Genomic DNA, 25,554 nt, shown 5'->3' with positions numbered 1-25,554 from the left:
CGTGCGGTGAGGTCGGACGGTGCGGAGGTCACGACCTCCTCACGGTCCGCGACCATGACTCTCCCGCTGTCGGTATAGACCGCTACCGTGAGCGAGCCGCCGGTACCCGGTGGCCCTCCAGCAGTCGACGAAGCAGGGGAGACGCGTGCATCTGCACCGCGGCCGGTTCCGCCGGCCACTGACGTGGTTCGTGCCGATGGTGACGGCGGCCCTCGTGCTGGCCGGCGCCCCGCTGGCCACCGCCACCGACGACACCAGCGGCACCTCGGAGACCGAGGGCCGCAGCGCGAGCAGCGACCTGTTCACGCCGCTCGAGGGCTACACCCCGGGCGCGCGCACCGCGAAGACCCTCGGCCTCGACCTCGAGCAGGATGCGGCCGAGGTGACCGGCGTGCAGGTCGACCTCGACGCCGTGGACGCCGCGCTGGCGCCCGCGACCACGCCCGACCCCGCCGACGTCCGCACGAGCGTGCGCGGCCAGGCCGCCGCCCCCACCGCCACCGTCGACCTGCCCACCCCCGACGGCGGCAGCCAGACGTTCGTGGTCACCGAGACCAGCGTCATGCAGAAGAAGCTGGCCGCCCGGCACCCCGAGCTGCGCACCTACGCCGGCCACGCGCTGGGGGACGTCTCCACCACCGTCGCGCTCGACGTCACGCCCCTCGGCCTGCACGCCTCGGTGCGCGGCACCCCCGAGGACGACAGCGACACCGGCCGGACCACGTGGCTGGTGGACCCGGTGACCGTCAGCCGCGGCGAGACTCGGCACGTCGCCTACTCCGCGGCCGCCCTGGCCGAGAGCACCCCGCTGGAGGAGTCGGTCGACGAGTCCGTGCTCGCCCGCACGGCCACCACCTCCGCCGACACCGAGGACAGCACGGAGAGCACGACGCAGACCACGGGCCAGAGCGGCACCCAGGGCAGGTCCGCCGGCGGCGGGGGCAGCAGCACCGACACCCGCACGCAGGACAAGCTGGCCGGCACCCGCGTCGTCCGCCGCACCTACCGGCTCGCGCTGCTCAACGACCCGTCCTACCGCAAGGCCGTCGGCGGCCGGGCCAACGTGCTGCCCGCCAAGGTCACGATGATCAACCGGGTCAACCAGGTCTACAACGACGACTTCGCGATCCGCCTCGTCCTCGTCAACGGCACCGGCAAGCTGAACCTCGGCACGGCCGCCCAGGCCACCGGCGCCGACGGTCCCTGCGGCGCCCACGCCTGCTTCGACAAGGCCAGCGACACCAACGGCTACACGCCCGCCCAGCTCGGCACCTGCGGCCTCGGCACCATCGGACGCTCCCGCACCGTGCTCGGCCAGCTCATCGGGGCGGGCTCCTACGACGTGGGGCACGTCGTGCTCGGCAAGAACGGCGGCGGCCTGGCCTACCTCGGCGTCGTGGGCCGCGACTACGCCGCCGGCGGCTGCACCGGCCTGCCCGACCCCACCGGCGACGTCTTCTACATCGACTACGTCGCCCACGAGCTGGGCCACCAGTTCGCCGCCACGCACACCTTCAACGGCGTGGGCGGCGCCTGCTACGGCGGCAACCGCACCGCGGCCGCCTCGGTCGAGCCCGGTTCGGGCTCCTCGGTGATGGCCTACGCCGGCATCTGCGGCGCCGACGACCTCCAGAACCACACCGACCCCTACTTCTCCCAGCGCTCGCAGACCCAGGTGCGCCGCTACATCGGCTCCGACCAGCGCCGCGCCGTCGAGGTGCAGACCGTCAGCCTGCGCGACTTCGACCCTTCCTCCGACACGCTCTCGATCCTCGCGGGCAACGCCGCCGAGGGGGACGAGGCGGTGCCGGTGAGCGAGTACAGCCGGGCGGGCCTGAAGGCGGCCGTCGAGGAGGCCACCGGCCGCACCGTGACGATCACGCCGTGGGGCTACGACCCCTACGGCACCGGCTCCTCGCGGCTGACGACCGTCACCGCGCCCGACGAGACCGGCTTCCAGGTGGTCTTCGCCGACTCCGTCGACCCCGACGCCCGCGGCCGCCACGTGGGCGCACCGGCCCTCGTCGTGGACGTCGACAGCACCGCGTCCGGCTCCGGGGCCACCGCCGAGGTCGGCGAGACGACCCAGGGCGGGCCCGTCGACAACCAGGGCACCCGCCGTCGCACCGCCAACCGCCGGCCGGTGGTCACGGTGCCGGCGAGCCGCACCATCCCGACCCGCACCCCGTTCGTGGTGCGCGGCGACGCCACCGACGCCGACGGCGACCCGCTGAGCCTGCTGTGGGAGCAGAACGACCGCGGTGCCTCGTCCGGGTACGAGCTGGTCGACAACCACCGCCGCGAGAAGGCCTGGTGGGGCCCGCTGTTCCGGGTCTTCGGCACGGCCGCCGAGGTCGACGGTGCGGCCGCGCACGAGTCCCCGTCCCCGGGGCAGAACGTGGCCACCCGCAGGTCGGCCCGCTGGTTCCCCGACCTCGACCAGGTGCTCGCCGGCAACACCAACGCCGACTCCGGCGGCTGCCGCCGCTCGGGGGAGTACTACCCGACCGCCCGCGAGGCGGCCTGCTTCTCGGAGTTCCTGCCCACCGCCTCGTGGCGCGGCTCGCAGGGCACCGGTGGGCGCGAGATGCACCTGCGGCTGACCGCCCGCGACGCGGTCGCCGACGCCGGCGGCACCTCCTGGGCGCAGACCGTCCTGACGGTCGACCCCGACGCCGGGCCGTTCCGCGTCTACTCCCAGGCCGGCGGCGCCGCCAAGCAGGCCGGCCAGCGGATCGTGGTGAAGTGGCGGGTCAACGGCACCCGCAAGCTGGCCCGGTACGTGAGGATCAAGCTCTCCCTCGACGGCGGGGACTCGTGGCGGATGATGCGCCGCAAGACCCTCAACGACGGCCGCGCCGCCATCCGCCTGCCGAACCGGCGCTCCTCGGCGGCGCGCGTGATCGTCATGGCCAACAAGAACTACTTCTACGACGTCAACGACGAGCCGTTCCGCATCCGCCGGTGAGCCTGTCCGGCGTGACCTGGCACCCAGCTGCCCGGCCCTCGCCGAGTCGGCAGAAAGTTGCTGCCGACTCGGGGAGGATGGGCGCGTGAGCACGGACGCCGGGACGACGACGGGCGCGGCGCACCCCCGCGAGGTGCTGAGCCGCGCGGAGGTGGAGCGCGCGGTCGCGCTGGCCGGTGCGGTCGACGCCCGGGTCGGGGCGAGCGTGGTGGGGCAGGAGTCGCTGCGCCGCAGCCTGCTCGTGGCCCTGACCACCGGCGGCCACCTGCTGGTGGAGTCGGTGCCCGGCCTGGCCAAGACGCTGGCCGCCAGCACCCTGGCCCACGCGGTGGGGGCGCGGTTCAGCCGCATCCAGTGCACGCCGGACCTGCTGCCCTCCGACATCATCGGCACCCAGGTCTACGACCCCCGCGACCACACCTTCTCCACCCAGCTCGGCCCGGTGCACGCCAACGTGGTGCTGCTCGACGAGGTCAACCGCGCCTCGGCCAAGACCCAGTCGGCGCTGCTGGAGGCGATGGGCGAGGGGCACACCTCGATCGCCGGGCAGACGCACGCCCTGCCGCGTCCGTTCCTCGTGCTCGCCACCCAGAACCCCCTCGACGAGGAGGGCACCTACCTGCTGCCGCAGGCCCAGCTCGACCGGTTCATGCTCAAGGAGGTGCTCGACTACCCCTCGCACGCCGAGGAGGTGGCCGTGCTCGACCGGGTCGAGTCCGGAGCGCTCTCCGGGGGCGCGCACGGCGACGGCGGGGACCCGGCCCACCGGGCGCCGGCCATCGACCTGGCCGCCGTCACCGAGCTCCAGCGGCTGGTCACCCGGGTGCACGTGGAGCCGTCCGTCAAGGACTACGTCGTGCGCCTGGTGACCGCCACCCGCAGCACCGCCACCCTGCTCGACGGCGCGCTCGCCGAGGCCGTCGAGACAGGCGCCAGCCCCCGCGCCAGCATCGCCTTCTTCTCCGTGGCCCGCGCCGTCGCGCTGCTGGCCGGCCGCGACCACGTGCGACCCGACGACGTCGTCGCGCTCGCCCACCAGGTGCTCCGCCACCGGCTCGTGCTCACCTTCGACGCCCAGGCCGACCGCGTGCGCCCCGAGGACGTCGTGGACGCGGTGCTCGCCGCCGTCCCGGCGCCCTGACCCGCGCCGCCGACACGCAGCCGACACGCATGGGTCACGTCCAGCGGGTGCGCAGCCACTTCGCGCTGCCGGCGCACCGCCGGGTCCGCGGGCTGCTGGACGGCGAGTACGCCTCGGTGGCCACCGGCCGCGGGCCCGAGCTGGCCGACCTCCGCGAGTACGTGCCGGGCGACGACGTCGCCGACCTCGACTGGCGCGCCTCGGCGCGCTCGGGCCAGCTGCTGGTCAAGCGCTACGTCGCCCAGCGGCGCCACACCGTGCTGCTCGCCGTCGCCACCGGCAGCGACCTCGACGCGCACGCGGGGCTCGGCCCCACCGGCCCGGTCACCCGCCGCGAGGTCGCCGTGCTCGCCGCGGGCACCGTGGGCTGGCTCGCCGTGCGGCACGGGGACGCGGTGGGGCTGGTGCACGGCGACGCCACCGGGTTCTCCGGGCTGCCGGCCCGCCCCGGCGAGCTGCACCTGGAGCGGTGCCTGGCCGCCGTCCACGACGCCCCGTCGACCGCGCCGGCCGACGTGCCCGGGCTGCTCGACCACGTGCGGCGCACGGTCCGGCGGCGCACGCTCCTGCTGCTCGTCGTCGACGCCCCCGCCGACCCGGCCGGGGCCGCGGCGCTGGCGCCCGCGATCCGGCGGCTCCAGGCGCAGCACGAGGTGCTGGTGCTCTCGGTCGGGGACGCCGACCCGACCCTGGCCGGGACGGCCGCGCCTGCCGGTTCTCGGGCGGGTTCTCGGGCCGGTGCTCGGGGTCGGGGTGGGGCGCGGCTCCTGCCCCGCTGGACCCGCACGGACGCTCGGCTGGCCCGCGAGTCCGCCGAGGCCGAGGCCGCCTGCGTCGCGGCGCTGGCCGCCGTCTGCACCCGTGCCGGCGCCGCGCACGCCCACCTCGACCTCGCCGGTGGCGTCGACGTGCCGCGCGCCGTGCTCACCGTGATCGAGCGGAGCCGCCGTGCGCGTCGCTGAGCTCGCCCCGGCCGTGATGCCGGCCGTGATGACGGCCGAGCTGCCCGCCGAGCTGCGCGGCCCGATCGGCCACGACCCCCGCTGGCTGTGGCTGGCGGCGGCGCTCGTCGTGCTCGCGGTGGGCTACGTCCTCGTGGTGCTCGTGGCCACGCGCCGCCGCGGGCCCGAGGACGACGGCCGCGCACCCCGGCGGCGTGTTGATCACGCTCGGCTGGTGGAGACCAGCCGCTTCGCAGCGCTGGCCGGGCTCGCGACGATCGAGCCCGGCGCCGACCCGCGCGGGGCCGCGCACCGCGCCAGCGGCATCGTCCGCGCCTTCGCGGCCACCGTGACGGGGCTGCCGGTCGAGGCGATGACGGCCGAGCGGCTGGCCGCCGCGGCCGCCGACGACCCCCGGCTGGCCGAGGCCGCCGCCTTCGTCGCGGCCCTCCAGGACCCCGAGTTCGCGCCGGCCACTGCCGAGTCCGCCACCGCCGGGCTGGCGGCCGCCGACGTCCGCGCCCGGGCCGAGCGCGTCGTGCAGGGGCTGCACCCGTGAGCGCCGGCCCCATGACCACGGGTGCTGGTCCCGACGCTGGTGTCTTCGCTGGAGCCGTCGACGGGGACGCCCTGCTGACCCGCATCGACGGGTGGCTGGCGCCGGTCACGGGTCCGCTGCTGCCCGACGCGCTGGAGCGGTGGGCGGGCCGCTGGCTGCTGTGGCCGCACCTGGCCGTCGGCGTCCTGCTGCTCGCGGTGCTGGCCGTGCTGGTGGCCGTGGTGCTCGGCCTGCGCGGGGCGGCCCGCCGCGCCCCCGAGGGGGCGCTGGTCTCGCGGCGGGCGGCGCGGCTGCGGACGCTGCCGCGGTACCGGTCGCTGCGCCGGCGGCGCCGGGCCGTGGGCGCGGTGACGGCCGTGCTGGCGCTGGTCACGGTACTCGCGGCGGGCTGGGTCGCGGGCCGCCCGGGGGTCACGGAGACCGAGCCGGGCGAGGCGATCGGCCGCGACCTGATGATCTGCCTGGACTCCTCGGGGTCGATGTGGGACGACAACGTGCTCGTGCTGGACGCGATCCGCGAGGTGGTGGCGGGGCTGCGCCCGGGCGACCGGGTGGGCCTCACGCTGTGGTCGGGCGCCGCGGTGCACGTGCTGCCGCTGACCGACGACCTCACCGCCGTCACCGACGAGCTCGCCCGCGCTCAGGAGGCGTTCGACAAGGGCAGCTACCGCTACGTGGCCGGCATCGACCTGCCGCAGCGGGTCGCCTCGCTCATCGGCGACGGCCTCGTCTCGTGCGCGCGCTCCTTCGACCGGCTCGACGAGCGCCGCTCCCGCGCCGTGCTGCTGGCCAGCGACAACGACCCGCTCGGTACGGGCGTCTACACGCTGCCGGCGGCGGCCCAGGTCGCGGCGGACGACGGCCTGGTGGTCTACGGGATCGGGGCACCGTCCCTGGAGCGACCGCGCAACGCCGCCGCGCTCGCGGAGATGGATGCCGCCGTGCGGGCGACCGGCGGGTTCCTCGCCGTCACGGGCGCCCCCGGGGCCGACGGTGCCGCGCGGACCGCCGAGATCGTCGAGCGCGTCGACGCCCTGGAGGCCTCCCGCTCACCGGGCCTGACCCAGCAGGTGCGCCGCGACGAGCCCGGGCCGGCCCGCGCCCTGGCGGTCGGGGCCGGGGGCGCGCTGCTGCTCCTCGTCCTGGTGCTGGCGGTGGTGGCTGGACTGCGTGGCCGGCCCGGCGACCCCGGTGGCGGGAGCAGTCGATGAGGACGACGATGCTGCTCGTGCGGCGGCTGCTGCTGGCCGCGGCGGTGCTGGGGCTCGCGCTCGGCGTCGGCCAGCGCGACGCCGTGCCGCCCGCGGACCCGCTGGAGCTGGACGTCGTGGTGGTCCTCGACCGGACCACCTCGATGGCGGCCGCCGACGCGGCCCGCTCCGACGACAGTGCTGACGGCCGGACGAGGGTGGCCGCCGCGCTCGTCGACGTCGAGGCCCTGGCCGCCGCGCTGCCGGGGGTGCGGGTGGCCGTGGTGACCGTGGGGGAGGAGGCGACCCTGCGCGCCCCCTTCACCACCGACGCCGAGGGACTGCAGCGCCAGCTCGACCAGGTGCTCGTCGAGGAGCCGTTCTCGGGCACCGGCTCCACCCTGGCCACCGGCACCGACCTCGTGGCCGACCTGCTCGCCCGTGCCCCGGCCACCGGTGAGGAGCCCGCCCGCACGGCCGTGGTGCTGCTCAGTGACGGCGAGCAGACGGCCCCCGCGGCCACCGCCCGCGGCACCGCGGAGGCCTGGGCGGCGCTCGCCGACGACGTCGACGCCGCGCTCGTGCTGGGCTACGGCACCCGCGAGGGCGCCACCATGCCCGCGGACGCCGGCCGCGTGCCGCCGCTCGGCTCCAGCCCCGACGCCGGCACCGACGCCACCACCGACCGGGCGGCACCCGCCGCCCCGCTGATCGACCCGGCCACCGGTCAGGCCGCCGTCACCCGCTACGACCCGGTCGTCCTCGACGCCGTGGCCGACGCCCTCGACGGCACCGTGGAGCACCGCACCACCCTCGCCGGCATGCCCGACCTGGCCACCGCGCTGGCCGCCGAGGCGATCGGCGACCCCGACGCCGGCACGCCCGGCCGCGGCACGCTGTGGTGGTGGGCGCTGGCCGTTGCGCTGCTCGCCCTGCCCGAGGTGCTGCGCGGCACCCGCCGTGCGCTCGACCGGACGGGGGACGCGCCATGACGCCGGCCCCGACACCCGCCCGCACCCGGTCCCGGGCCCGCACCCGCCGCCGGCTGCTCCTGCTCGGGGCGCTGCCGGTGCTGCTGGCCCTGCTGCTCGCCGGTCGGCTGGTGCTCGTGGCGTGGGCCGACCACCGGGCGGCCGAGGCGTTCGCGGACGGCCGCTACGCCGACGCGCGGGCCGCGGCCGCGCTGAACGACACCCCGCTGGAGCAGGCGCTCTCCTCGGCGCTGGCCCGGGCGGGCGTCGAGGGTGCGGTCGGCTGGGTGGCGCCCCACGACACGGGCGTCGCCGCCCTCGCCTCGGGGGACGCCGGCGCGGCGGTGCGGCTGCTCCAGCGCTCGCTGGCCGCCGGCCCGCCGACGCGGTACGCGTGCCGCGTCCGCCTGGACCTGGCGCTGGCCCAGGAGGCGGTCGCGACCCGCGAGTCGTGGACCGCCGGCCTCGCCGCGCTCGACCCCTGCCTCGAGGACGACGCCCCGCGCCGGTCCGCGACCGCGGCGGTGCGCGCCGACGTCGACGCCGTGGCCGCGCGGCTGACCTCCCTGCTCGCCGACTCCGACACCGAGACCGACGGAGACGACGAGGGCGAGGAGGAGGACGACGAGACCGAGCCCGACGAGCGCGAGCGCAGCGACCAGCGGCTGCGCGTGGAGCTGGACGAGCGGGTCGAACAGGGCGAGCGCATCCGGCAGCAGTACGTGCAGCGCGGCGAGCGGAACCCCGGGCAGACGACGCCCGCCTGGTAGCGCCGCTAGGTTGCGGGCATGACCGAGCACCCCGGTGAGCCCCGGCCCGACATGACGGTGGAGCGCCGCGGCTCCGCGCTGCACGTGACCTTCGACCGGCCGCACCGCCGCAACGCGTTCACCCGGGAGATGTACGCCGGGCTGCGCACGCTGTGCGAGGGGCTGGCAGCCGACGCCGACGGGGTGCGGGCACTGGTGCTGCGCGGCGCGGGCGGCAAGGCGTTCGCGGCCGGCAACGACATCGCCGACTTCCTCGGCCGCACCGGCGAGCACGGCGACGAGGCCGTGGCCTACGAGGAGGAGATCCGGGCGATGCTCGAGGCCCTCCTGGCCGCCCCCGTGGTGACCGTCGCGGCCGTCGACGGGGTCTGCGTGGGCGGCGGGCTCGCCGTGGCCACCCACTGCGACCTGCGGCTGGCCACCGCCGGCTCCCGGTTCGGCTACCCGATCGCCCGCACGCTCGGCAACGCGCTGGCCGCGCCCGTGGTGCACCGCTGCGCCGGCGTGTTCGGCGAGCCGCTGACCCGCGAGATGCTGCTGGCCTCCCGGCTCGTCGACGCCACCCGCGCGCACGCGGTGGGCGCGGTGATGGAGGTGGTGGACGACGGCCCCGCGCTGGACGCGGCCCTCGACTCGCTCCTCGCCGGGCTGGAGGCGGCGAGCATGGTGACGGTCCGGGCGACCAAGGAGCAGCTGCTCGACCGGGCCCACCGCCTCGAGGCCGCGCCCGCCGACGACCACGAGCGGCTGCTGGCCGTCTACACCGGCCCCGACTTCGCCGAGGGCGTCGAGGCGTTCACGGGCCGTCGTCCGCCGGTGTTCGAGGCCTGATCCCCGCCTGCCCCGGCGCCGGGTGACGGCTCAGCCGAGCGACCAGCCGGTCGCCAGCGGCAGCCGCACCTCGAACGCGTTGCGCTCGGGCACGTAGGCCACGGTGCCGTGGTGGGCCTCGACGATGTCGTGCACCACGGAGAGCCCCAGCCCGGTGCCGGGCGCCTGGACACCGGGCGCGCGCGAGTAGCGGTCGAAGAGCAGCGGCACGAACGAGTCGGGCACGCCGGGGCCGGCGTCGCTGACGCTGACCAGCGCCTCGCCGGCGTCCGCGTCGACGAGGACCCGCACGGGCGCGTCGCCGTACTTGGCGGCGTTGCCCAGCAGGTTGGCGAGCACCTGCTGCACGCGCAGCGGGTCGGCGGTGACGGTGGGCTGCGCGCGGGTGTCGACGCGCACCTCGAGGTCGGGGAACCCGGCGACGGCGGCGTAGACCTCGTCGGCGAGGTCGAGCGGGGCGGTGGTCACCGGCAGCCGGCCCGCGCCCGAGGCGGTGGCGGTGCCGAGGTCGTCGGCGAGCAGGGTGATCCGGGTGACGAGGTCGCGGGCGGCGCGCACGGCGCGGTGGGCGTCCGGCTCCAGCCGGCCGAGCTCGCCGGAGTCGAGCAGCTCCAGGTAGCCGATCACGCCGCTGAGCGGGGAGCGCAGGTCGTGGCTGATGACGGCGACCACGTGGTCGCGCTCCTCCTGCACCTCCTTCAGCGCGGCGTTGCGCTCGACCAGCCGCTCGGCGTAGGCGCGGACGCGGCGGGCGGCCCGGATGGCCTCGGCGCCCAGCGCGACCAGCACCACGAAGGACGCGGTCAGCGCCATGATCCGGGCGCCGTACCAGCCGACCGTCCAGCGGCCCTGGGCGATCAGCACCACGAACGCGTCGGCCGCCGAGCCCGCGAGCGCGACGAGGGCCCACCGCTCGACACCGGCCCGGTGGGCGCCGAGCACGCTGACGAACGCCGCGACGAGCGCCACGGCCTGCACGCCGAGGATCCAGGGGCCGTAGACGGTGGTCAGGCGCGCGTAGCTGCCGTCCTCGAGGATCGGCGGCAGCACCCGCGCGGCGCCGACGGTGGTGGCCAGCCCCACGAGCACCACCAGGACGAGGACGACACCGTGGCTGACCAGCGCGGCCCGCACCCGGTGCCGCCCGCCCAGGGCCCGCGTGACCCGCGCCGGCCAGGGCAGCAGGCCGGGCAGCAGGAGCACCGCGAACCCGACGTGCCAGGCGACCCACAGCCACGGGGCGCTGTCGGGGGTGGAGCCGGCGAACCCGGCCGGGGCGAACACGTCGGGGAAGACGAGGGCCTGCAGGGTGACGATCGCGCTGGTCCACACGTAGGCCCAGGACAGGGCCAGGAACCGCGGGCTGTCGCCGGTCACGTACAGGGCGAGGAGGACGAGGCCCGTCATCGCGTCGCTGAGAACGACCGCCACCAGGAAGCCGGGCAGGAAGTCCGTGTTCACCGGCAGCGGGGTCTGCGCCTGCACGAGCACCACCACCGTGATGACGGCGAGCGCGGCCACCACGCACCAGGGCGCGAGCGCGCGCACGGAGCGTGCCGGGGTTGCCGTCGTGGTGAGGGCGACGGCTCCGGACGCGTGGGGGGAGATGTGTGCAGCGGGGGGACGCACGCGAGCATCATGGCGTGCCGCGGGCCCGCGTGCACGCGGTTCAGTCCTCGACGAGGGCTGCTTCCACTTCCGGGACGACGGCGGGGGCGGTGGTGGGGACGACGGTGGGCGCTGCCGCCGGTGTTGCCGCCGGTGTTGCCACCGGTGCAGCCGTGGGTGCTGCCACCGGGGCGCTCACCGTGCGCGGCTCGACCGTGGTGCCGGCCGGCACGGCCGGCACCGACGCTTCCGTGACAGGCGCGGCGGGGCCTCCCAGCAGCGGCTGCACCAGCGGCAGCCGGATCGCGAACGCCTTGCGCTCCAGCACGTAGCCGACGCTGCCGTGGTGGGCGGCGACGATGTCCGCGACGACCGAGAGGCCGAGCCCCGAGCCGTTGGCCGTGACGCCGGCGGCGCGGCTGTAGCGGTCGAAGAGCCGCGGCACGAACTCCTCCGGGACTCCGGGGCCGTGGTCGGCGACCTCGATGACGCCGTCGTCGCCCTCCGCGCGCACCGTGATCACCACCGGCGGCTCGCCGTACTTGAACGCGTTGATCAGCAGGTTCTCGAGCACCTGCTGGAGGCGCAGCGGGTCGGCCCGGACGCGGACGGGCCGGTCTCCGGTGACCAGGGCCAGCGGCTCGGTCACCCGGATGTCGCGGTCGGGGAACCCGGCCGCGGCCGCGCGGGCCTCGGCCGGCAGGTCGACCTCGCGCAGGTCGATGCTCAGGTTCGCGCCGGCCCCGGTGGCGACCATGAGCAGGTCCTCGGTGAGCAGCGAGAGCCGGCGGGCGAGCACCTGGCTGCGGTGCACCGCCTTCTCGGCCGGCCGTGGGAGGTCGCCGAGGTCGCCGTCGTCCATGAGCTCGAGGTAGCCGGTGAGGCCGCCGATGGGGGTGCGCATGTCGTGGGTGACGACCGCGATCATGTGGTCGCGCAGGCCCTGCGCCTCGCGCAGCTCGGCGTTGTGGGCACGCAGGCGCTCGGTGTCGGTGCGGATGCGCTGCTGGGCGCGGATGGCCTCGGTGAGCAGGGAGACCAGGACGACGACGGCGGCCAGCAGGGTCAGGGCCCGGGCGCCGTACCAGCCGAGCGTCCAGCGGCCCTCGGCGAGGATCACCAGCGAGGCGTCGCAGGCGCTGGCCACGACCGCGACGAGGGCCCACGTCTCCAGGCCCGAGCCGACCCGGGCGCGCTGGAGGGCGGCGATCACGGCGCCCACCTGGAGCGCCAGGATCGCCGGGCCGTAGACGTGGGTGAGCGTGGCGTAGCTGCCGTCGACCATGATCGTCGGCAGGTGGTGGGAGAACAGCGTGGCGGCCGCGGCCACGGCGAGGGCGCCGCCCAGGACGAGCAGGTGCGAGGTGACCGCGGTGGTGCGGCGGTGGCCCGACATGAGCCGCGCGAACCCGTCGGGCCACGGCACCAGGCCGATGGTGAGCAGGGCCGGGAAGCCGACGTGCCAGGCGGTCCACAGCCACGGCGCCGAGCTGGCGACCGCGCCGAGCAGGTCGCCGTCGGTGAACACGCCGGGGAAGACCAGCGCGTGCACGGTCACGACGGTGCTGGAGTACGCGTACGCCCACGACAGCGCCAGCAGCCGCGGGCTGCCGCCGGTGGCGTAGAGGGCCACGAGGACGACGCCGGTCAGCGCGTCGCAGAGCACGATCGCGGCCAGGAACGCCGGCAGGAAGCCACGGTTCTCGCCGATGACCAGCTGCGGCTCGATCGAGATCAGCCAGGTCGCCAGCGCCACGAGACCGATGACGATCCACGGGGCACGCCTTGCGAGCTGCGAGGTGAGTCGGGCGACGGCTGGCACGGTCGCATCATCCCCCGCGCCCGACCCCTGCGCTGCCAAAGTCACGGATCGGTGGACAAGGGTGCACCGTCTTCCGTACCGGTCTGGTCCGGCTCGTCCGACCCGGGCGTGGACGTCCGGGAGGGTGTGACGCTCCCGCCTGTTGCCGGACTCGGCCCACGTCCTGGTTCGAGTACCTCCCGGTCGGGGGACGCAGCCGTCAGGACTTCTGTGTCACGGTGGGCCGGTGAGCGATGCACCGCCCCCTCCCACGACGACCACCAGCCCGGACGTGCCCGCCGACGTGCCTGCCGACCTGCTCACCGAGCTGGGCGCGGCGAGGGAGCAGGTCGCCGAGGGCGTGCGGCAGGAGGAGCGGCGGCGCCGCGCGGTGCGACAGCTGGACGCGGCGCTGCGTCGCACCGAGGAGACCACGGCCGTGCTCGCCGCCGAGACGGCGGACGTGGCAGTGCTGGAGGGTCTCAGCGCCGGCCGCCTGTGGTCCCAGCTGCGCGGCACGCGCGACGACGACCTGCGGCGGGAGCGGGCCGAGCAGCAGCGTGCGGAGGTGGCGGCCGCCCGGGCGCTGGCCGACCAGCGCGCCGTCGAGGCCGAGCTCGAGGCCGTGCGGACCCGGCTGGACCGGCTGCGCGGTGGCCCGGCCCGGCTGGAGCGGGCGCGGGTCGCGGTGGAGCAGTGGCTGGTGGAGCGCGGCGACGAGACCGGGCGAGCCCTGGCCACGCTGGCCGAGGAGGTCGGCACGCTCCAGGACCGCCAGCGCGAGCTCGCCGAGGCCGCCGAGGCCGCCGGCCACGCCGCCGGCGCGCTGGCCCACGCCCACGACCGGCTCGACTCCGCCCACGGCTGGTCGAGCTACGACACCTTCTTCGGCGGCGGGATGATCGGCGACGCGATGAAGTACAACCGCCTGGACGACGCGCAGCGGGCCATCGTCGAGGCCGACGCGGCGCTGGCCCACCTGGCTCGTGAGCTCGCAGACGTCGACCGGGTCGGGGTCGGCCACATCGGCGTGAGTCCCGGGCAGCAGGTCTTCGACGTCTTCTTCGACAACATCATCAGCGACTGGAACGTGCGCCGGCGCATCCAGGACTCCCTCGAGCGGGTCCGACGCGGCCGCCACCAGGTGGACGAGGTGCGCCGCGACCTGGACGCCGCGCGCCGCGAGGCGGACGCGGAGCTGCTCGGGCTGGCGCAGCGGCGCGACACTCTGCTGGGCCGCGCGGGCGCCTGATCGGCCGGGTGCCCTGGACCACCGGGCGCGATCGTCCGCCTCACAACCAGGAGACGTGCGTCACCTGGGAGCCATGTTGCCCGTGAGGCACGGTCGCAGCCTAGGTTGGGCGCCATGCATCTCCTCGACTGCCCCTCGCAGGACTACGCCTGGGGGACGGCCTACGACATCCCCTCGTTCCTGGGCCGTGCCGCGACCGGTCACCCCATGGCGGAGGTCTGGATGGGCACCCACCCGCTGGGGCCCGCCATGGTCCAGGTCGAGGACGAGCGGCGCCCGCTGAGCGACGTCTCCGGCGACATCCCGTTCATGATGAAGATCCTCTCGGCGGCTCGCCCTCTGTCGATCCAGGTGCACCCGAACGCTGACCTCGCCCGCCAGGGCTACAAGGAGGAGGAGGCGCGGGGCATCCCGATCGACTCCCCCGAGCGCCTGTACAAGGACGCCAACCCCAAGCCGGAGATGGTCTACGCGCTGACCACCTTCGACACCCTCGTGGGGTTCCGGCCGACCGCCGAGATCCTGCGCATCCTCGGTCCGCTGGACCACCCGGTGGTGCAGGGGATGCGCGAGCAGCTCATGGAGCGGCCCGGCTTCCGCGGCATCGTCCGCATGCTCGAGCGGCTGCTGACCTCGCCGCCGAGCGTGCACGAGGTGCACGAGATCGTCGCCCTGTGCCACGGGCGCCTGGCGCTGGGCCTCGACATCAAGCGGGCCTACGCCTCGGCCACCGAGATCGCGCCCCACTACCCGGGCGACGTCGGCGTCATCGTCTCGCTGCTGCTCAACCGCCTCACGCTCCAGCCGGGCGAGGCCGCCTACCTGGGGGCGGGCATCCTGCACGCGCACCTGTCCGGCATGTGCGTGGAGGTCATGGTCAACTCCGACAACGTGCTGCGGGCCGGCCTCACGCCCAAGCACCTCGCGCCCGAGGCCGTGGTCGCCAGCGTGGACGCCGAGATGTCGCGCCTGGCCCGGGTCTCGCCCGAGCTGGTGGGGGCCAGCACCGACGTGTTCGAGCCCGGCGACGGCGAGTTCGGCCTGGCCGTCACCCAGACCTCCCCGGCCGACGTCGACGGCGTGCTGCTGCCCGTCACCGGCCGCAGCATCCTCGTGTGCACCGGTGGCGAGGTCGAGGCCGTCAGCCAGCGCGGGCAGGTCATCCGGCTGAGCCGCGGCGCGGTGATGTACGCGGGCTACGAGGACGGCGAGGTGCGGCTGCGCGGCACCGGCGAGGTCGCCCAGGCCTACGAGCCGACCGCCGAGGGCCGTCGCCGCCGCATGCTCGACCTCGTCTGAGCCCACGGGCCGAGTCGGCAGAAAACGCCGGACGCCGGCGGGGCAGCCTCCCTCGAGGGGGAGCGCCCCGCCGGCGTCCGGCGTTGGTGCGTGGTGCGTGGTGCGTGAGGTGAGTCGCAGGCTCAGCGACCGGCGGCCGCGCGACGGGCACGGGCAGCGGTCTTGGCGCGGTCGTTGGCGTCGAGCACGACCTTGCGGATGCGGATCATCTCCGGGGTGACCTCGACGCACTCGTCGTCGCGGCAGAACTCCAGGCACTGCTCCAGCGAGAGGTCGCGCGGGGGCGTCAGCTTCTCGAAGTTGTCGGCCGTGGCGGAGCGGATGTTGGTCTGCTGCTTCTCCTTGGTGATGTTGACGTCCATGTCGTCGGCGCGGGAGTTCTCGCCGACGATCATGCCCTCGTACACCTCGGTGCCGGGCTTGACGAACATCGTGCCGCGCTCCTGGAGCGAGGTCATCGCGTGCGCGGTGGCGGCACCGGAGCGGTCCGCGACCAGGGAGCCGTTGTTGCGGGCGCGGATCTCGCCGGCCCACGGGGTGAAGCCGTCGGAGATCGAGGACGACATGCCGGTGCCGCGGGTCTCGGTGAGGAAGTCGGTGCGGAAGCCGATGAGGCCGCGCGCCGGCACCACGAACTCCATCCGGATCCAGCCGGTGCCGTGGTTGGTCATGTTCTCCATGCGGCCCTTGCGGGTGGCGAGGAGCTCGGTGATGGTGCCGAGGAACTCCTCGGGGGCGTCCACGGTGAGGCGCTCGAGCGGCTCGTGCACCTTGCCGTCGATCTCCTGGGTGACGACCTGCGGCTTGCCGACGGTCAGCTCGTAGCCCTCGCGGCGCATCTGCTCGACCAGGATGGCCAGCGCCAGCTCGCCACGGCCCTGGACCTCCCAGGCGTCGGGGCGCTCGGTGGGCAGGACGCGGAGCGAGACGTTGCCGATGAGCTCGGTGTCGAGGCGGTCCTTGACCATGCGGGCGGTGACCTTGGCGCCCTTGACCTTGCCGACCAGCGGCGAGGTGTTGGTGCCGATGGTCATCGAGATGGCCGGCTCGTCGACGGTGATCCGGGGCAGGGCCACCGGGTTCTCGGCGTCGGCGATGGTCTCGCCGATCATGATGTCGGGGATGCCCGCGATCGCGACGATGTCGCCGGGGCCGGCGTACTCGCCGGGCACGCGGGTCAGGCCCTCGGTGATCAGCAGCTCGGTGATCTTGACGTTCTTCACGGTGCCGTCGGTCTTCATCCACGCGACCTGCTGGCCCTTGCGCAGCTCGCCCTGGTGGATGCGCAGCAGCGCGAGGCGGCCGAGGAACGGGGAGGCGTCCAGGTTCGTGACGTGGGCCTGGAGCGGGGCGCCCTCGGTGTACTTCGGCGCGGGGATGGTCTCGAGGATCGTCTTGAACAGCGGCTCGAGGTTGTCGCCGTCGGGCAGCGTCGCGTTCTCGGGCTTCTCGGTCGAGGCGATGCCGGCCTTGCCGGAGGCGTACACGACGGGGAAGTCGAGCGCGTCCTGGCTGTGCGAGTCGTCGAGCAGGTCCATGAACAGCTCGTAGACCTCGTCGGTGACCTCGTCGATGCGGGCGTCGCCGCGGTCGACCTTGTTGATCACCAGCACGACGGGCATGTCGGCGTTGAGCGCCTTGCGCAGCACGAAGCGGGTCTGGGGGAGCGGGCCCTCGGAGGCGTCGACCAGCAGCACGATGCCGTCCACCATCGACAGGCCGCGCTCGACCTCGCCACCGAAGTCGGCGTGGCCGGGGGTGTCGATGATGTTGATCGTCATGCCCTCGGGGGCGGACGCACCGTTGTAGTGGATGGCGGTGTTCTTCGCGAGGATGGTGATGCCCTTCTCGCGCTCGAGGTCACCGGAGTCCATGACGCGGTCCGCGACGGACTCGGCCTGGTGCTCGCTGAACGCGCCGCCCTGCCGCAGCATGGCGTCGACGAGGGTGGTCTTGCCGTGGTCGACGTGCGCGACGATGGCGACGTTGCGCAGGTTGGCGGACTTGATCTCGGACATGGCTCTCAGGCGTCGCTTCCAGGCTCGTGGCGGCCCGCCGCTCGAACGCGTGGGCCTCGGGGAGTGGCCGGCGCGCACGCCTGGCCCCCGCCATCTTAGTGTCGCGACCCCCAGGCGCCGATTCGTGCCGATCAGGCGCGCGTGGGCCTCAGGCGGACGGGGCGGGGCGGCCGCCCCGCACGAGCAGCCAGACCATCAGCACCAGCTCGCCGACGAACGTGACGAGACTGATCGTCGGCGCGCCCGCGGGGCCGCCGAGCAGGGCGACGACGTCGGCCACCGCGTCCACGGCGTACCCGACGCCCGCCACCACGACGAGCCACCCGACCCACGCCGGGGCGGGCCCGGAGCGGGCCAGCAGCCACCCGAGCGCCAGCAGGTGCACGCCGAAGACCAGCAGCGAGACGTCCCAGACGTCCTGGAACGTCGCCACCCGTCCCGCCACGGCGAAGCCCGCCGCCACGAGCAGGGCCACGCCGGCCAGGACGCGGGCCAGTGCCGCGACCAGCGCGAGCCGACGCCCGGCGGGCATCGTGAGGGGGAGCAGCGCCAGGCCGATCGTCACGTCGAGGCAGGCGACCAGGGCGAACAGCAGACCGCCGGGCACGGCCTGTCCGCGGTCCAGCAGCAGGACGCCGACGGGCGCCAGCACCGTCATCACGAGCAGGGCGGTGCCGGCGACGAGGGCGCCGACCCGGGCCGACGGCAGTGCGGTGGCGCGGCGGGTGCCGGGCGCGGGGTTGGCGGTGGTGGTCATGGCGGTCTCCTGCTCCAACGTAAACCTTACTAAGTAAGTCGTACGTTGTAAGGTACGGTCGCGGCATGGCAGCGTCAACGGGGTCCGGTGCGGGGTCGGCGGGTGGTCCAGGCCGGCGGCGCCCGGCACTGACGCGGGAGCGGGTCGTGGACGAGGCGCTCGCGCTGGCCGACGCCGAGGGGGTCGAGGCGCTGACGATGCGCTCCCTGGCCGCCCGGGTCGGCGTCCAGCCGATGTCGCTCTACCACCACGTGGCCAACAAGGAGGCCGTGCTCGACGCCCTGGTGGAGCGGGTGGTCGCCGAGATCGCGCTGCCCTCGGCCGAGGCCGTCGCCGCCGGGGCCGACTGGCGCACCGAGCTGGCCGGGCGCTGCTCGTCCACGCGCCTGGCGATGACCCGCCACCCGTGGTGCCTGCACCTGATCGAGACCCGCACCTCGCCCGGGCCGGTGCTGCTCGGCCACCACGAGGCGGTGCTCGCCACCCTGGCAGAGGCCGGGTTCGACACCGCCACCGCCGGGCTGGCCTTCGCGGTGCTCGACGCGTTCACGTTCGGCTTCGCGCTCCAGCAGGCCACGCTCCCGATGCCGACGGAGGCGGGGCCCGGGTTCGAGGAGGAGATCGCGGCCGTGGCCGAGCCGATGCTGGCGGCGATGGGGGAGGCCTACCCGCACGTCGCCGGGCTCGCGCGCGAGCAGGTGCTGGCCCCCGGCTACGACTTCGCCGCGCACTTCGAGGTCGGCCTGGGCGTGCTGCTCGACGGTCTGGAGGTCCGTCGCGCGGCAGGCGCCTGAGCCCGGCTGCCGCTGCCGACCGGCGCGGTCCGTCCACACCCGTGCCGCCCGCCGTCGTCCGCTGTCGTGCGCCCGTCGTCCGCCCGTCGTCCGCCCGCCCGGACGAGGCGCGCGGCCGCCGCCGTGCGTACGGTGGCGTCATGGCCTCGATCGCGACGACCACCCGCGTGGACCTGACCGACCTCCTCGACTTCGTGCGGGACAAGCACGACTGGACGCTGGTGACCCGCAAGCGGGACGGCGGGCTGCAGATGTCCCCGGTCTCCGGCGGCGTCTCCGGCGAGCACCTCGTCGTCTCCACCTACCCGGGCCGGGCCAAGGCGGTGAACCTGCGGCGCGACGCCCGGGTCAGCGTCATGGTGCACGGGGCGGAGTGGAACGACGCGTACGTGCAGGTCGACGGCACCGCGGAGGTGCTGGACATGCCGTCGCAGGAGGCCCAGGACGGCCTGGTGGAGTACTTCCGCTGCATCGCCGGGGAGCACTCCGACTGGGACGAGTACCGCGAGGCCATGCGACGCCAGGGCAAGACCCTGCTGCGGATCTCGCCGACCTCCTGGGGCCCGGTCTCCACCGGTGGCTTCCCGCCGGGCCGGGCGCCGGCGCAGTAGGCCCGTCACGCCGCCCCTCACGTCTGGCGCCGGTGCCGGCCGCGGGCGCTGGGCTGCCGCGAATGCCCAGGTGGTGAAACGGGGCGGGGTATTTCTGGGTCCCGCCCCCAGGTTTGCCCGATTCGGCGCACGGGCGCGCTCGGGAGTCCCTAGCCTGACCGCGTGCTCTGGGGAGGGAACGACCACGATCTCGGCGCGACGCGGGCCACGGCCCCCGTCCGGCGCCCCGCGCTCAGGCGAGTCCTGGGCCTCACGCTGACCACGGCCCTGGCGCTCGCGCTCGGGTCCGCGCCGCTCGCCGGCGCCTCCGCCGATCCCGTGGCTGCCCCCGTGGCCGGCCCCGCTGCCGCCAGGACCTCGTTCCTCGCCGGCGCGGACAAGCCCACCGCGGTGGCGGTGGCCTCCGACGGCACCACGTTCGTGGGCTTCCGCAACGGCGGCACGCTCGCGCGGCTCTCGAGCCAGGACGACGCCCTGACGCCGCTCGTGCTCGACCAGCCCGACCCGGTGACCGACCTCGAGGTCTCCGGCAAGAGCCTCTGGATCTACTACGGCCGCAGCGTCACCCAGATGACCTTCGACGGCGTGGTGAAGAAGCGCTGGCTCCTGCGCCCCGAGGTCTGGTGCCCGGCGTCCGTTCGCGACCCCGGCCTCTACGGCGGCATCGCGGTGCAGGGCCGGACCGTCTACGTCGCCCAGCGCTGCGGCACCAAGCTGCAGGCCTACACCACCGGCGGCATCCTGCTGGCCAGCACCGACCTGCCCGGCACGAAGCCGGGCGGCGGCCTGGCCTACGTGCCCGGCTCGAAGGGCGTCCCGGCGCGGGTCGTCGTCGCGCTGCCCGGCCAGGGCACCCTGGCCGCCTACGACGCGGCCACCCTGAGCGACGGCGACAAGCCCCGCACCCAGGTGCGGCTGCCGAAGGTCGCCGACGGCTTCTCCCCGATGCCCACCGACCTGTCCGCCGACAAGCTCGGCCAGCTCGCCGTGCTCGACGCCGCCAACAACGCGGTGTTCATGATGGACGGCGGCAACGACTACACCTCGTACCGCACCCTCGGCCACCCGGCGCAGGCCTCGGCCAAGATGGGCTGGCTCGACCTGCCCACCGCCATCGCCCAGCACCCGCAGGACGGCACCAAGCGGGCGGGCAACCTCTACGTCGCCGACACCCGCAACGGCCGCGTCCAGCGGTGGAGCAACGGCGGCTACTCGTTCTGGGCCAGCACCGTCGAGCCGGGCTCGGACAACCCGGCGGCCGACGAGCCCTGGGCCTGCGGAACCGACGACCTGCTGATCAACCGCGGCGCCAAGTACACCGTCACCCGCCGCGTCATGCTCCAGGTCGCCACGCCCGAGGGCGCCGACACCATCGAGATCGCCAACAACAAGGCGTTCGAGGACTCCTGGACCACCGACGTGAAGGACTCCTGCATCTACGACTGGTACACGTCCTTCTCCGGCCGGGTCTTCGTCCGCTTCCCCGGCAGCGGCACGGACGCGGTCTGGCGCGACGCGATCGTCGTCGACACCGTGGCGCCGCGGATCACCTCGGCCAAGGCCCGCTGGGTCCGTGCCGAGAAGACGTGGCGGCTCGACGTCGCGGGCAGCGACAAGAAGTCCGGCCTCGGCACGATCGAGGTCAGCAGGACCCGCTCCAAGGTCGCGGTCAGCCAGAAGTGGCAGAACGTGCTGAAGAACGCCGACGGCCGGGTCTTCACCTGGGTGCGCGCGGTCGACAAGGCCGGCAACACCGGCCCCTGGCGCGCGGTCAAGCAGCCCGACTACTCCTGAGCGGCACCCTCTCCGCCCGTCCCCGGGTCGGGCCCTCCGGCGTGGGAGGCCCGGCGGGCGGTCGGGGGCGGCGGGCTGCCCCCCCGGGTCAGGCAAGCGCGTGGTCCAGGGCGGCCCCGACGTGCAGGCTGGTGCAGCCCAGCACCGGGATCTGCGCGTCCGCCTGGGAGATCAGCAGCTCGAGCTCGGTGCACCCGAGGATGACGCCGCCCGCGCCGGCGTCCCACAGGTCGTCGATCAGGCCGGTGACCGTGCGCCGCGACCGCGTGACCACGCGGCCGTGCACGAGCTCGTCGTAGATGATCCGGTTCACCGTGTCGTGGTGGTCCGGGTCCGGCACGTGCACCTTGAGGCCGTGCGAGGCGAGCCGGTCGACGAAGAAGTCGCGCTCCATCGCGAACGTCGTGCCCAGCAGGCCGACCTCGCTCAGCCCCGCGTCCTTCGCGGCCTGCGCGACCACGTCGGCCAGGTGCAGCAGCGGGATGCCGATCGCCGCCTCCACCTGGTCCGCGACCTGGTGGAAGGTCGTCGTGCACAGCAGCAGCACGTCGGCCCCGGCGCGCTCGACGCCCTGCGCGGCCTCGACCAGCAGCGCGGCCACCGCGTCCCAGTCCTCGGCCTCCTGCAGCCGCGTCACCTCGGCGAAGTCCACCGACGCCATCACCAGGCGGGCGGACGACAGCGGCCCGACCCGCTCCTCGACGCCGCTGTTGAGCTGCTCGTAGTACACCGCGCTGGATTCCCAGCTCATGCCACCGACAAGTCCGATCGTCTTCACGAGCACCGAGCCTGCCGTGTCGTGCGTCACTCCGCCAGGGGCATTCGTGGGGCGCAGGTCATACCGCCAGGGTCGTCGAGGTGCGACCGGCTCCGGCGAGGAGCCACGAGACGCCCGCACCCGACGAAGGCGCGCGCCCCGGCTCGGGTGCGGGGATCTCGTGGCTCGGCCGTGGCCGGCCTCGCACCTCGATCACCGAGGCAGGGCCTCGCTCGACCTCCACCGGCTCAGGCGCTCGCTGCGCTCACGCCTGACGGCTGGGTCTCGACACGGCCGTCACGACCTCGTCCCTCGGTCGTGGGCCTCGCTCGACCTCGACCGCATCGCCCCTTCGCAGGCTCAGGGGCGGCGGTCGTAGGTTTCGAGCCGGCCGTCGCGGCTTCGTCCCTCAGCCGCGGGCCTCCCTCAACCTCCACCGGCTCAGGCGCTCGCTGCGCTCACGCCTGACGGTGGACCTTGTGCTGGGCGGCCTGGGCGCGGGGGCGGATGGTGAGGGTGTCGACGTTGACGTGGAACGGGCGGGTGACCATCCAGACGATCGCGTCCGCCACGTCCTCGGCCACCAGCGGCTCCGCGACGCCGGCGTAGACCTTGGCGGCCTTCTCCTCGTCCCCGTCGAAGCGGTTGAGGGCGAACTCGTCGGTGCGCACCATGCCCGGCTCGATCGTGAGCACGCGGACCGGCTGGTCGAACAGCTCCAGGCGCAGCGTCTCGGTCATCACCTGCGTGCCGTGCTTGGCCGCGGTGTACCCGCCGCCGCCCTCGTAGGCGATCCGACCAGCGGTGGAGCCGACGTTGAGCACGGCGCCGGCCCCGGAGGCGACGAGCGCGGGCAGCAGCGCCTTCGTCACGGCGAGGGTGCCCAGCACGTTCACCTCGTACATCGCGCGCCAGTCGTCCAGGCCGGCCGAGGCGACCGGGTCGCTGCCGATGGCGCCGCCGGCGTTGTTGACCAGCACGTCGAGCCGACCCTCGCCCAGCTCACCGACCCGCTCGGCCAGGGCGGCGACCTGCGCCTCGTCCGTGACGTCGCACGCCACGGCCACGCCGCCGACCTCGGCGGCCAGCGCCTCGATCCGGTCGGTGCGGCGCGCCGCCAGCACGACCCGGTAGCCGGCCGAGGCGAGCCCGCGGGCCGTGGCCGCGCCGATGCCGCTGCTCGCCCCGGTCACCACGGCCAGCGCAGTCGAGCCCGACGGCGGGACGGGGGCGGAGTACGCGGTGGGGGCGGGGCCGGTGACGGCGTCGGCGGGGAGGCTCATGTGCCACATGCAACCACCGGCGCCGGAGCCCCGCCTGGTCCGGGTGGGCGGCGTCCCACCGTCACAGGGGTGATCTCGGGAACACGGGGCGCGGTGGCATGGTTGTGCGCTGGGCCGGGAGTCCGTGCCGCACCGCGACAGGTGCCGCGACGACCCGGGCCGAGTCGAGGAGGAGGCAGGGTGAGCAACGCCGAGCGGGTGCGTCGGGCCGCGATGATCAGCCTTCACACCTCCCCGTTGGACCAGCCCGGCACCGGCGACGCCGGCGGCATGAACGTCTACGTCATCGAGCTCGCGCGTCGCCTGGCCGCGACCGGCTGCGAGGTCGACGTGTTCACCCGCGCCACCTCGTCCGCCCAGCCGCCCGTGGTCGAGGTGGACGACGGCATCCTGGTGCGCCACGTCGCCGCCGGCCCGTTCGAGGGGCTGACGAAGTCGGAGCTGCCCGGCCAGCTGTGCACCTTCGCCCGCGAGGTGCTGCGCACCGAGGCCGCCCAGCCGCTCGGCCACTACGACGTCGTGCACTCCCACTACTGGCTCTCCGGCCAGGTGGGGGCGCTGGCCCGCGACCGCTGGGGCGTGCCGCTGGTGCACTCCATGCACACCATGGCGAAGGTGAAGAACGAGTCGCTGGCCGAGGGCGACACCCCCGAGCCCGCCGCCCGGGTCATCGGGGAGGAGCAGGTCGTCGGAGCCTCCGACCTCCTCATCGCCAACACCGACCTCGAGGCCCGCCAGCTCGTGCGGCACTACGGCGCCGACCCGTCACGGGTCGAGGTCGTCCACCCCGGCGTCGACCTGGACCGGTTCGCCCCGCTCAGGGCCGCCGAGGTCGCGCGGGCGCGCGCCCGGGCCGGGATCGCGCCCGACGCGCTCGTGGTCATGTTCGCCGGACGCATCCAGCCGCTGAAGGCCCCCGACGTGCTGCTGCGCGCCGTGGCTGTGCTGCTCGAGCGCGAGCCGCGGCTGCGCGACCGGCTGGTCGTGCCCGTGGTCGGCGGCCCCTCCGGCAGCGGCCTCGACCACCCCGAGTCGCTCGCCGAGCTGGCCTCGACGCTCGGCCTGGTCGGGCGTCCCGGCCACCCCGACGTCGTCCGCTTCGTGCCGCCCTGCGCCCAGTCCGACCTCGCCCGCTGGTACGGCCTGTCCGACGTGGTGGCGGTGCCCTCCTACAACGAGTCGTTCGGGCTGGTCGCCGCCGAGGCGCAGGCCTCGGGCACGCCCGTGGTCGCCGCCGCGGTCGGCGGGCTCACGACGGTCGTGCGGGACGGACGCAGCGGCCTGCTGGTCGACGGCCACGAGCCGGGCGACTGGGCCGACGTGCTCGGCCGGGTGCTCGGCGACGACGACCTGCGTGCCCGGCTCACGGCCGGGGCCCGTCCGCAGGCCTCCGGGTTCGCCTGGGAGGCGACCGCCGAGGCCACCGTGCGCGCCTACGAGCGGGCCCGCGCGCTGCTGCGCCGCGACAGCCCGCCCCCGTCGGTGCCGGCCGCCGGCCTCGAGCACCTGCAGGTGCTCGGCCGATGAGCGGCGCGGAGCACGACGCCCTGCTCGGCGGCGCGCTGCCGCCCGAGCGCGTGGCCGTGGCCGCCGTCGTCCGTGACCACCTCGCCTCGCTCGAGCTGGAGGTCGACGAGTCCAGCCCCGGGGTGTTCTCCTTCGCGCTGCCCGGCGAGAAGAAGCTCTCGACGGCCGTGCGCCTCGACGTCGGCACCCACGCGCTCGGCGTCCACGCCTTCGTCTGCCGCGCCCCCGACGAGAACCACGCCGGCGTCTACCGGTGGCTGCTGGAGCGCAACCTGCGGATGTACGGCGTCGCGTTCGCCCTCGACCGGCTCGGTGACATCTACCTCGACGGCCGCCTGCCGCTGTCCGCGGCGCAGCCCGACGACCTCGACCGGGTGCTCGGGTCGGTGCTCACCTACGCCGACGACTCGTTCAACACGATCCTCGAGCTCGGCTTCGCCTCCTCCATCCGCAAGGAGTGGGAGTGGCGGAGGCTGCGCGGGGAGTCCACCGCGAACCTCGAGGCGTTCCGCGGGTGGCTGGAGGCCGAGGAGCCGGACCCGGGCGACTAGTCCCAACGCCAAGCCCGAGCGCCGCACCAGCTACGTGCTGCACAACCCGGACGCGACCGTTCCCGACGCCCAGGTCATGCCCGCTGGCCTCTCGGGCCAGCGAGCCGTCCGCGCCACGATCGACTACGGGA

General features: G+C 75.0%; 21 protein-coding genes. 15 read left to right on the top strand and 6 right to left on the bottom strand.

Annotated elements, in window-relative coordinates:
* Positions 1 to 145 precede the first annotated feature (145 nt).
* The 8 genes from M8330_RS16100 (at position 146) to M8330_RS16065 (ending at position 9,371) form a co-directional block, all read left to right on the top strand.
* Complete coding sequence (locus tag M8330_RS16100; RefSeq protein ID WP_250828148.1) at positions 146 to 2,968, top strand: reprolysin-like metallopeptidase; 2,823 nt, start codon at positions 146 to 148, stop codon at positions 2,966 to 2,968.
* An 85-nt stretch (positions 2,969 to 3,053) separates the two neighbouring features.
* Positions 3,054 to 4,109 (top strand): AAA family ATPase, encoded by a 1,056-nt coding sequence (locus M8330_RS16095; protein ID WP_372490240.1) that lies wholly within the window; start codon positions 3,054 to 3,056, stop codon positions 4,107 to 4,109.
* A gap of 29 nt (positions 4,110 to 4,138) precedes the next feature.
* Positions 4,139 to 5,071: a DUF58 domain-containing protein gene (locus M8330_RS16090; protein WP_250828147.1), complete on the top strand. Its 933-nt coding sequence runs from the start codon at positions 4,139 to 4,141 to the stop codon at positions 5,069 to 5,071.
* On the top strand, positions 5,058 to 5,609 hold the full coding sequence (locus M8330_RS16085) for a hypothetical protein (protein WP_250828146.1): 552 nt from the start codon (positions 5,058 to 5,060) through the stop codon (positions 5,607 to 5,609). The genes M8330_RS16090 and M8330_RS16085 overlap by 14 nt, the downstream gene beginning before the upstream one ends.
* Entirely contained in the window at positions 5,606 to 6,820 is a 1,215-nt protein-coding gene (locus M8330_RS22540; RefSeq protein WP_250828145.1) for a VWA domain-containing protein, read from the top strand. The genes M8330_RS16085 and M8330_RS22540 overlap by 4 nt, the downstream gene beginning before the upstream one ends.
* Positions 6,817 to 7,791, top strand: coding sequence for a vWA domain-containing protein (locus tag M8330_RS16075; RefSeq protein WP_250828144.1), 975 nt, complete (start codon positions 6,817 to 6,819; stop codon positions 7,789 to 7,791). The genes M8330_RS22540 and M8330_RS16075 overlap by 4 nt, the downstream gene beginning before the upstream one ends.
* The gene (locus tag M8330_RS16070) at positions 7,788 to 8,540 is read left to right on the top strand and encodes a hypothetical protein (RefSeq protein WP_250828143.1); all 753 of its coding nucleotides are present in this window, start codon (positions 7,788 to 7,790) and stop codon (positions 8,538 to 8,540) included. The genes M8330_RS16075 and M8330_RS16070 overlap by 4 nt, the downstream gene beginning before the upstream one ends.
* Positions 8,541 to 8,558: 18 nt before the next feature.
* A complete protein-coding gene (locus tag M8330_RS16065) occupies positions 8,559 to 9,371 on the top strand; it encodes an enoyl-CoA hydratase-related protein (RefSeq protein WP_250828142.1) in 813 nt (270 codons plus the stop codon).
* A gap of 30 nt (positions 9,372 to 9,401) precedes the next feature.
* Here the strand turns inward: M8330_RS16065 and M8330_RS16060 are convergent, their stop codons facing one another.
* Complete coding sequence (locus tag M8330_RS16060; protein ID WP_250828141.1) at positions 9,402 to 11,000, bottom strand: sensor histidine kinase; 1,599 nt, start codon at positions 10,998 to 11,000, stop codon at positions 9,402 to 9,404.
* Between the two features lie 40 nt (positions 11,001 to 11,040).
* The gene (locus tag M8330_RS16055) at positions 11,041 to 12,801 is read right to left on the bottom strand and encodes a sensor histidine kinase (RefSeq protein WP_250828140.1); all 1,761 of its coding nucleotides are present in this window, start codon (positions 12,799 to 12,801) and stop codon (positions 11,041 to 11,043) included.
* A 226-nt stretch (positions 12,802 to 13,027) separates the two neighbouring features.
* Between M8330_RS16055 and M8330_RS16050 the strand changes: the two genes are divergently transcribed.
* Positions 13,028 to 14,032 carry a hypothetical protein gene (locus M8330_RS16050; RefSeq protein WP_250828139.1) on the top strand — a complete coding sequence of 335 codons (1,005 nt, stop codon included), beginning with the start codon at positions 13,028 to 13,030 and terminating at the stop codon, positions 14,030 to 14,032.
* Positions 14,033 to 14,146: 114 nt separating this feature from the next.
* Entirely contained in the window at positions 14,147 to 15,331 is a 1,185-nt protein-coding gene (gene manA, locus M8330_RS16045) for a mannose-6-phosphate isomerase, class I (RefSeq protein ID WP_250057557.1), read from the top strand.
* 122 nt (positions 15,332 to 15,453) lie between these two features.
* Here the strand turns inward: manA and typA are convergent, their stop codons facing one another.
* Positions 15,454 to 17,349, bottom strand: a complete 1,896-nt coding sequence (gene typA, locus M8330_RS16040; RefSeq protein ID WP_250057559.1) for a translational GTPase TypA — start codon at positions 17,347 to 17,349, stop codon at positions 15,454 to 15,456.
* A gap of 148 nt (positions 17,350 to 17,497) precedes the next feature.
* The gene (locus tag M8330_RS16035; protein WP_250828138.1) at positions 17,498 to 18,106 is read right to left on the bottom strand and encodes a DUF4386 family protein; all 609 of its coding nucleotides are present in this window, start codon (positions 18,104 to 18,106) and stop codon (positions 17,498 to 17,500) included.
* Between the two features lie 146 nt (positions 18,107 to 18,252).
* Between M8330_RS16035 and M8330_RS16030 the strand changes: the two genes are divergently transcribed.
* The 3 genes from M8330_RS16030 (at position 18,253) to M8330_RS16020 (ending at position 21,305) form a co-directional block, all read left to right on the top strand.
* Positions 18,253 to 18,900 (top strand): TetR/AcrR family transcriptional regulator, encoded by a 648-nt coding sequence (locus tag M8330_RS16030; protein ID WP_250828137.1) that lies wholly within the window; start codon positions 18,253 to 18,255, stop codon positions 18,898 to 18,900.
* Between the two features lie 140 nt (positions 18,901 to 19,040).
* Positions 19,041 to 19,511 (top strand): PPOX class F420-dependent oxidoreductase, encoded by a 471-nt coding sequence (locus tag M8330_RS16025; RefSeq protein ID WP_250828136.1) that lies wholly within the window; start codon positions 19,041 to 19,043, stop codon positions 19,509 to 19,511.
* A gap of 162 nt (positions 19,512 to 19,673) precedes the next feature.
* Positions 19,674 to 21,305 carry an NHL repeat-containing protein gene (locus M8330_RS16020; RefSeq protein ID WP_250828135.1) on the top strand — a complete coding sequence of 544 codons (1,632 nt, stop codon included), beginning with the start codon at positions 19,674 to 19,676 and terminating at the stop codon, positions 21,303 to 21,305.
* A gap of 88 nt (positions 21,306 to 21,393) precedes the next feature.
* On the opposite strand, the gene M8330_RS16015 is transcribed toward M8330_RS16020, so the two are convergent.
* Positions 21,394 to 22,083, bottom strand: coding sequence for an aspartate/glutamate racemase family protein (locus tag M8330_RS16015; protein WP_250057569.1), 690 nt, complete (start codon positions 22,081 to 22,083; stop codon positions 21,394 to 21,396).
* 437 nt (positions 22,084 to 22,520) lie between these two features.
* Positions 22,521 to 23,345: an SDR family oxidoreductase gene (locus M8330_RS16010; protein WP_250828134.1), complete on the bottom strand. Its 825-nt coding sequence runs from the start codon at positions 23,343 to 23,345 to the stop codon at positions 22,521 to 22,523.
* A 180-nt stretch (positions 23,346 to 23,525) separates the two neighbouring features.
* On the opposite strand from M8330_RS16010, the gene mshA reads away from it, so the two are divergent.
* Complete coding sequence (gene mshA / locus M8330_RS16005; RefSeq protein ID WP_443689927.1) at positions 23,526 to 24,872, top strand: D-inositol-3-phosphate glycosyltransferase; 1,347 nt, start codon at positions 23,526 to 23,528, stop codon at positions 24,870 to 24,872.
* Positions 24,869 to 25,423 carry a type III secretion system chaperone family protein gene (locus M8330_RS16000; RefSeq protein WP_250828133.1) on the top strand — a complete coding sequence of 185 codons (555 nt, stop codon included), beginning with the start codon at positions 24,869 to 24,871 and terminating at the stop codon, positions 25,421 to 25,423. Before mshA ends, M8330_RS16000 begins: the two co-directional genes overlap by 4 nt.
* The last annotated feature ends 131 nt before the right edge of the window (positions 25,424 to 25,554 follow it).

Source organism: Nocardioides bruguierae (assembly GCF_023656415.1).
GTDB lineage: Bacteria > Actinomycetota > Actinomycetes > Propionibacteriales > Nocardioidaceae > Nocardioides > Nocardioides bruguierae.
This window is presented reverse-complemented; position numbering and strand designations above follow the sequence as displayed.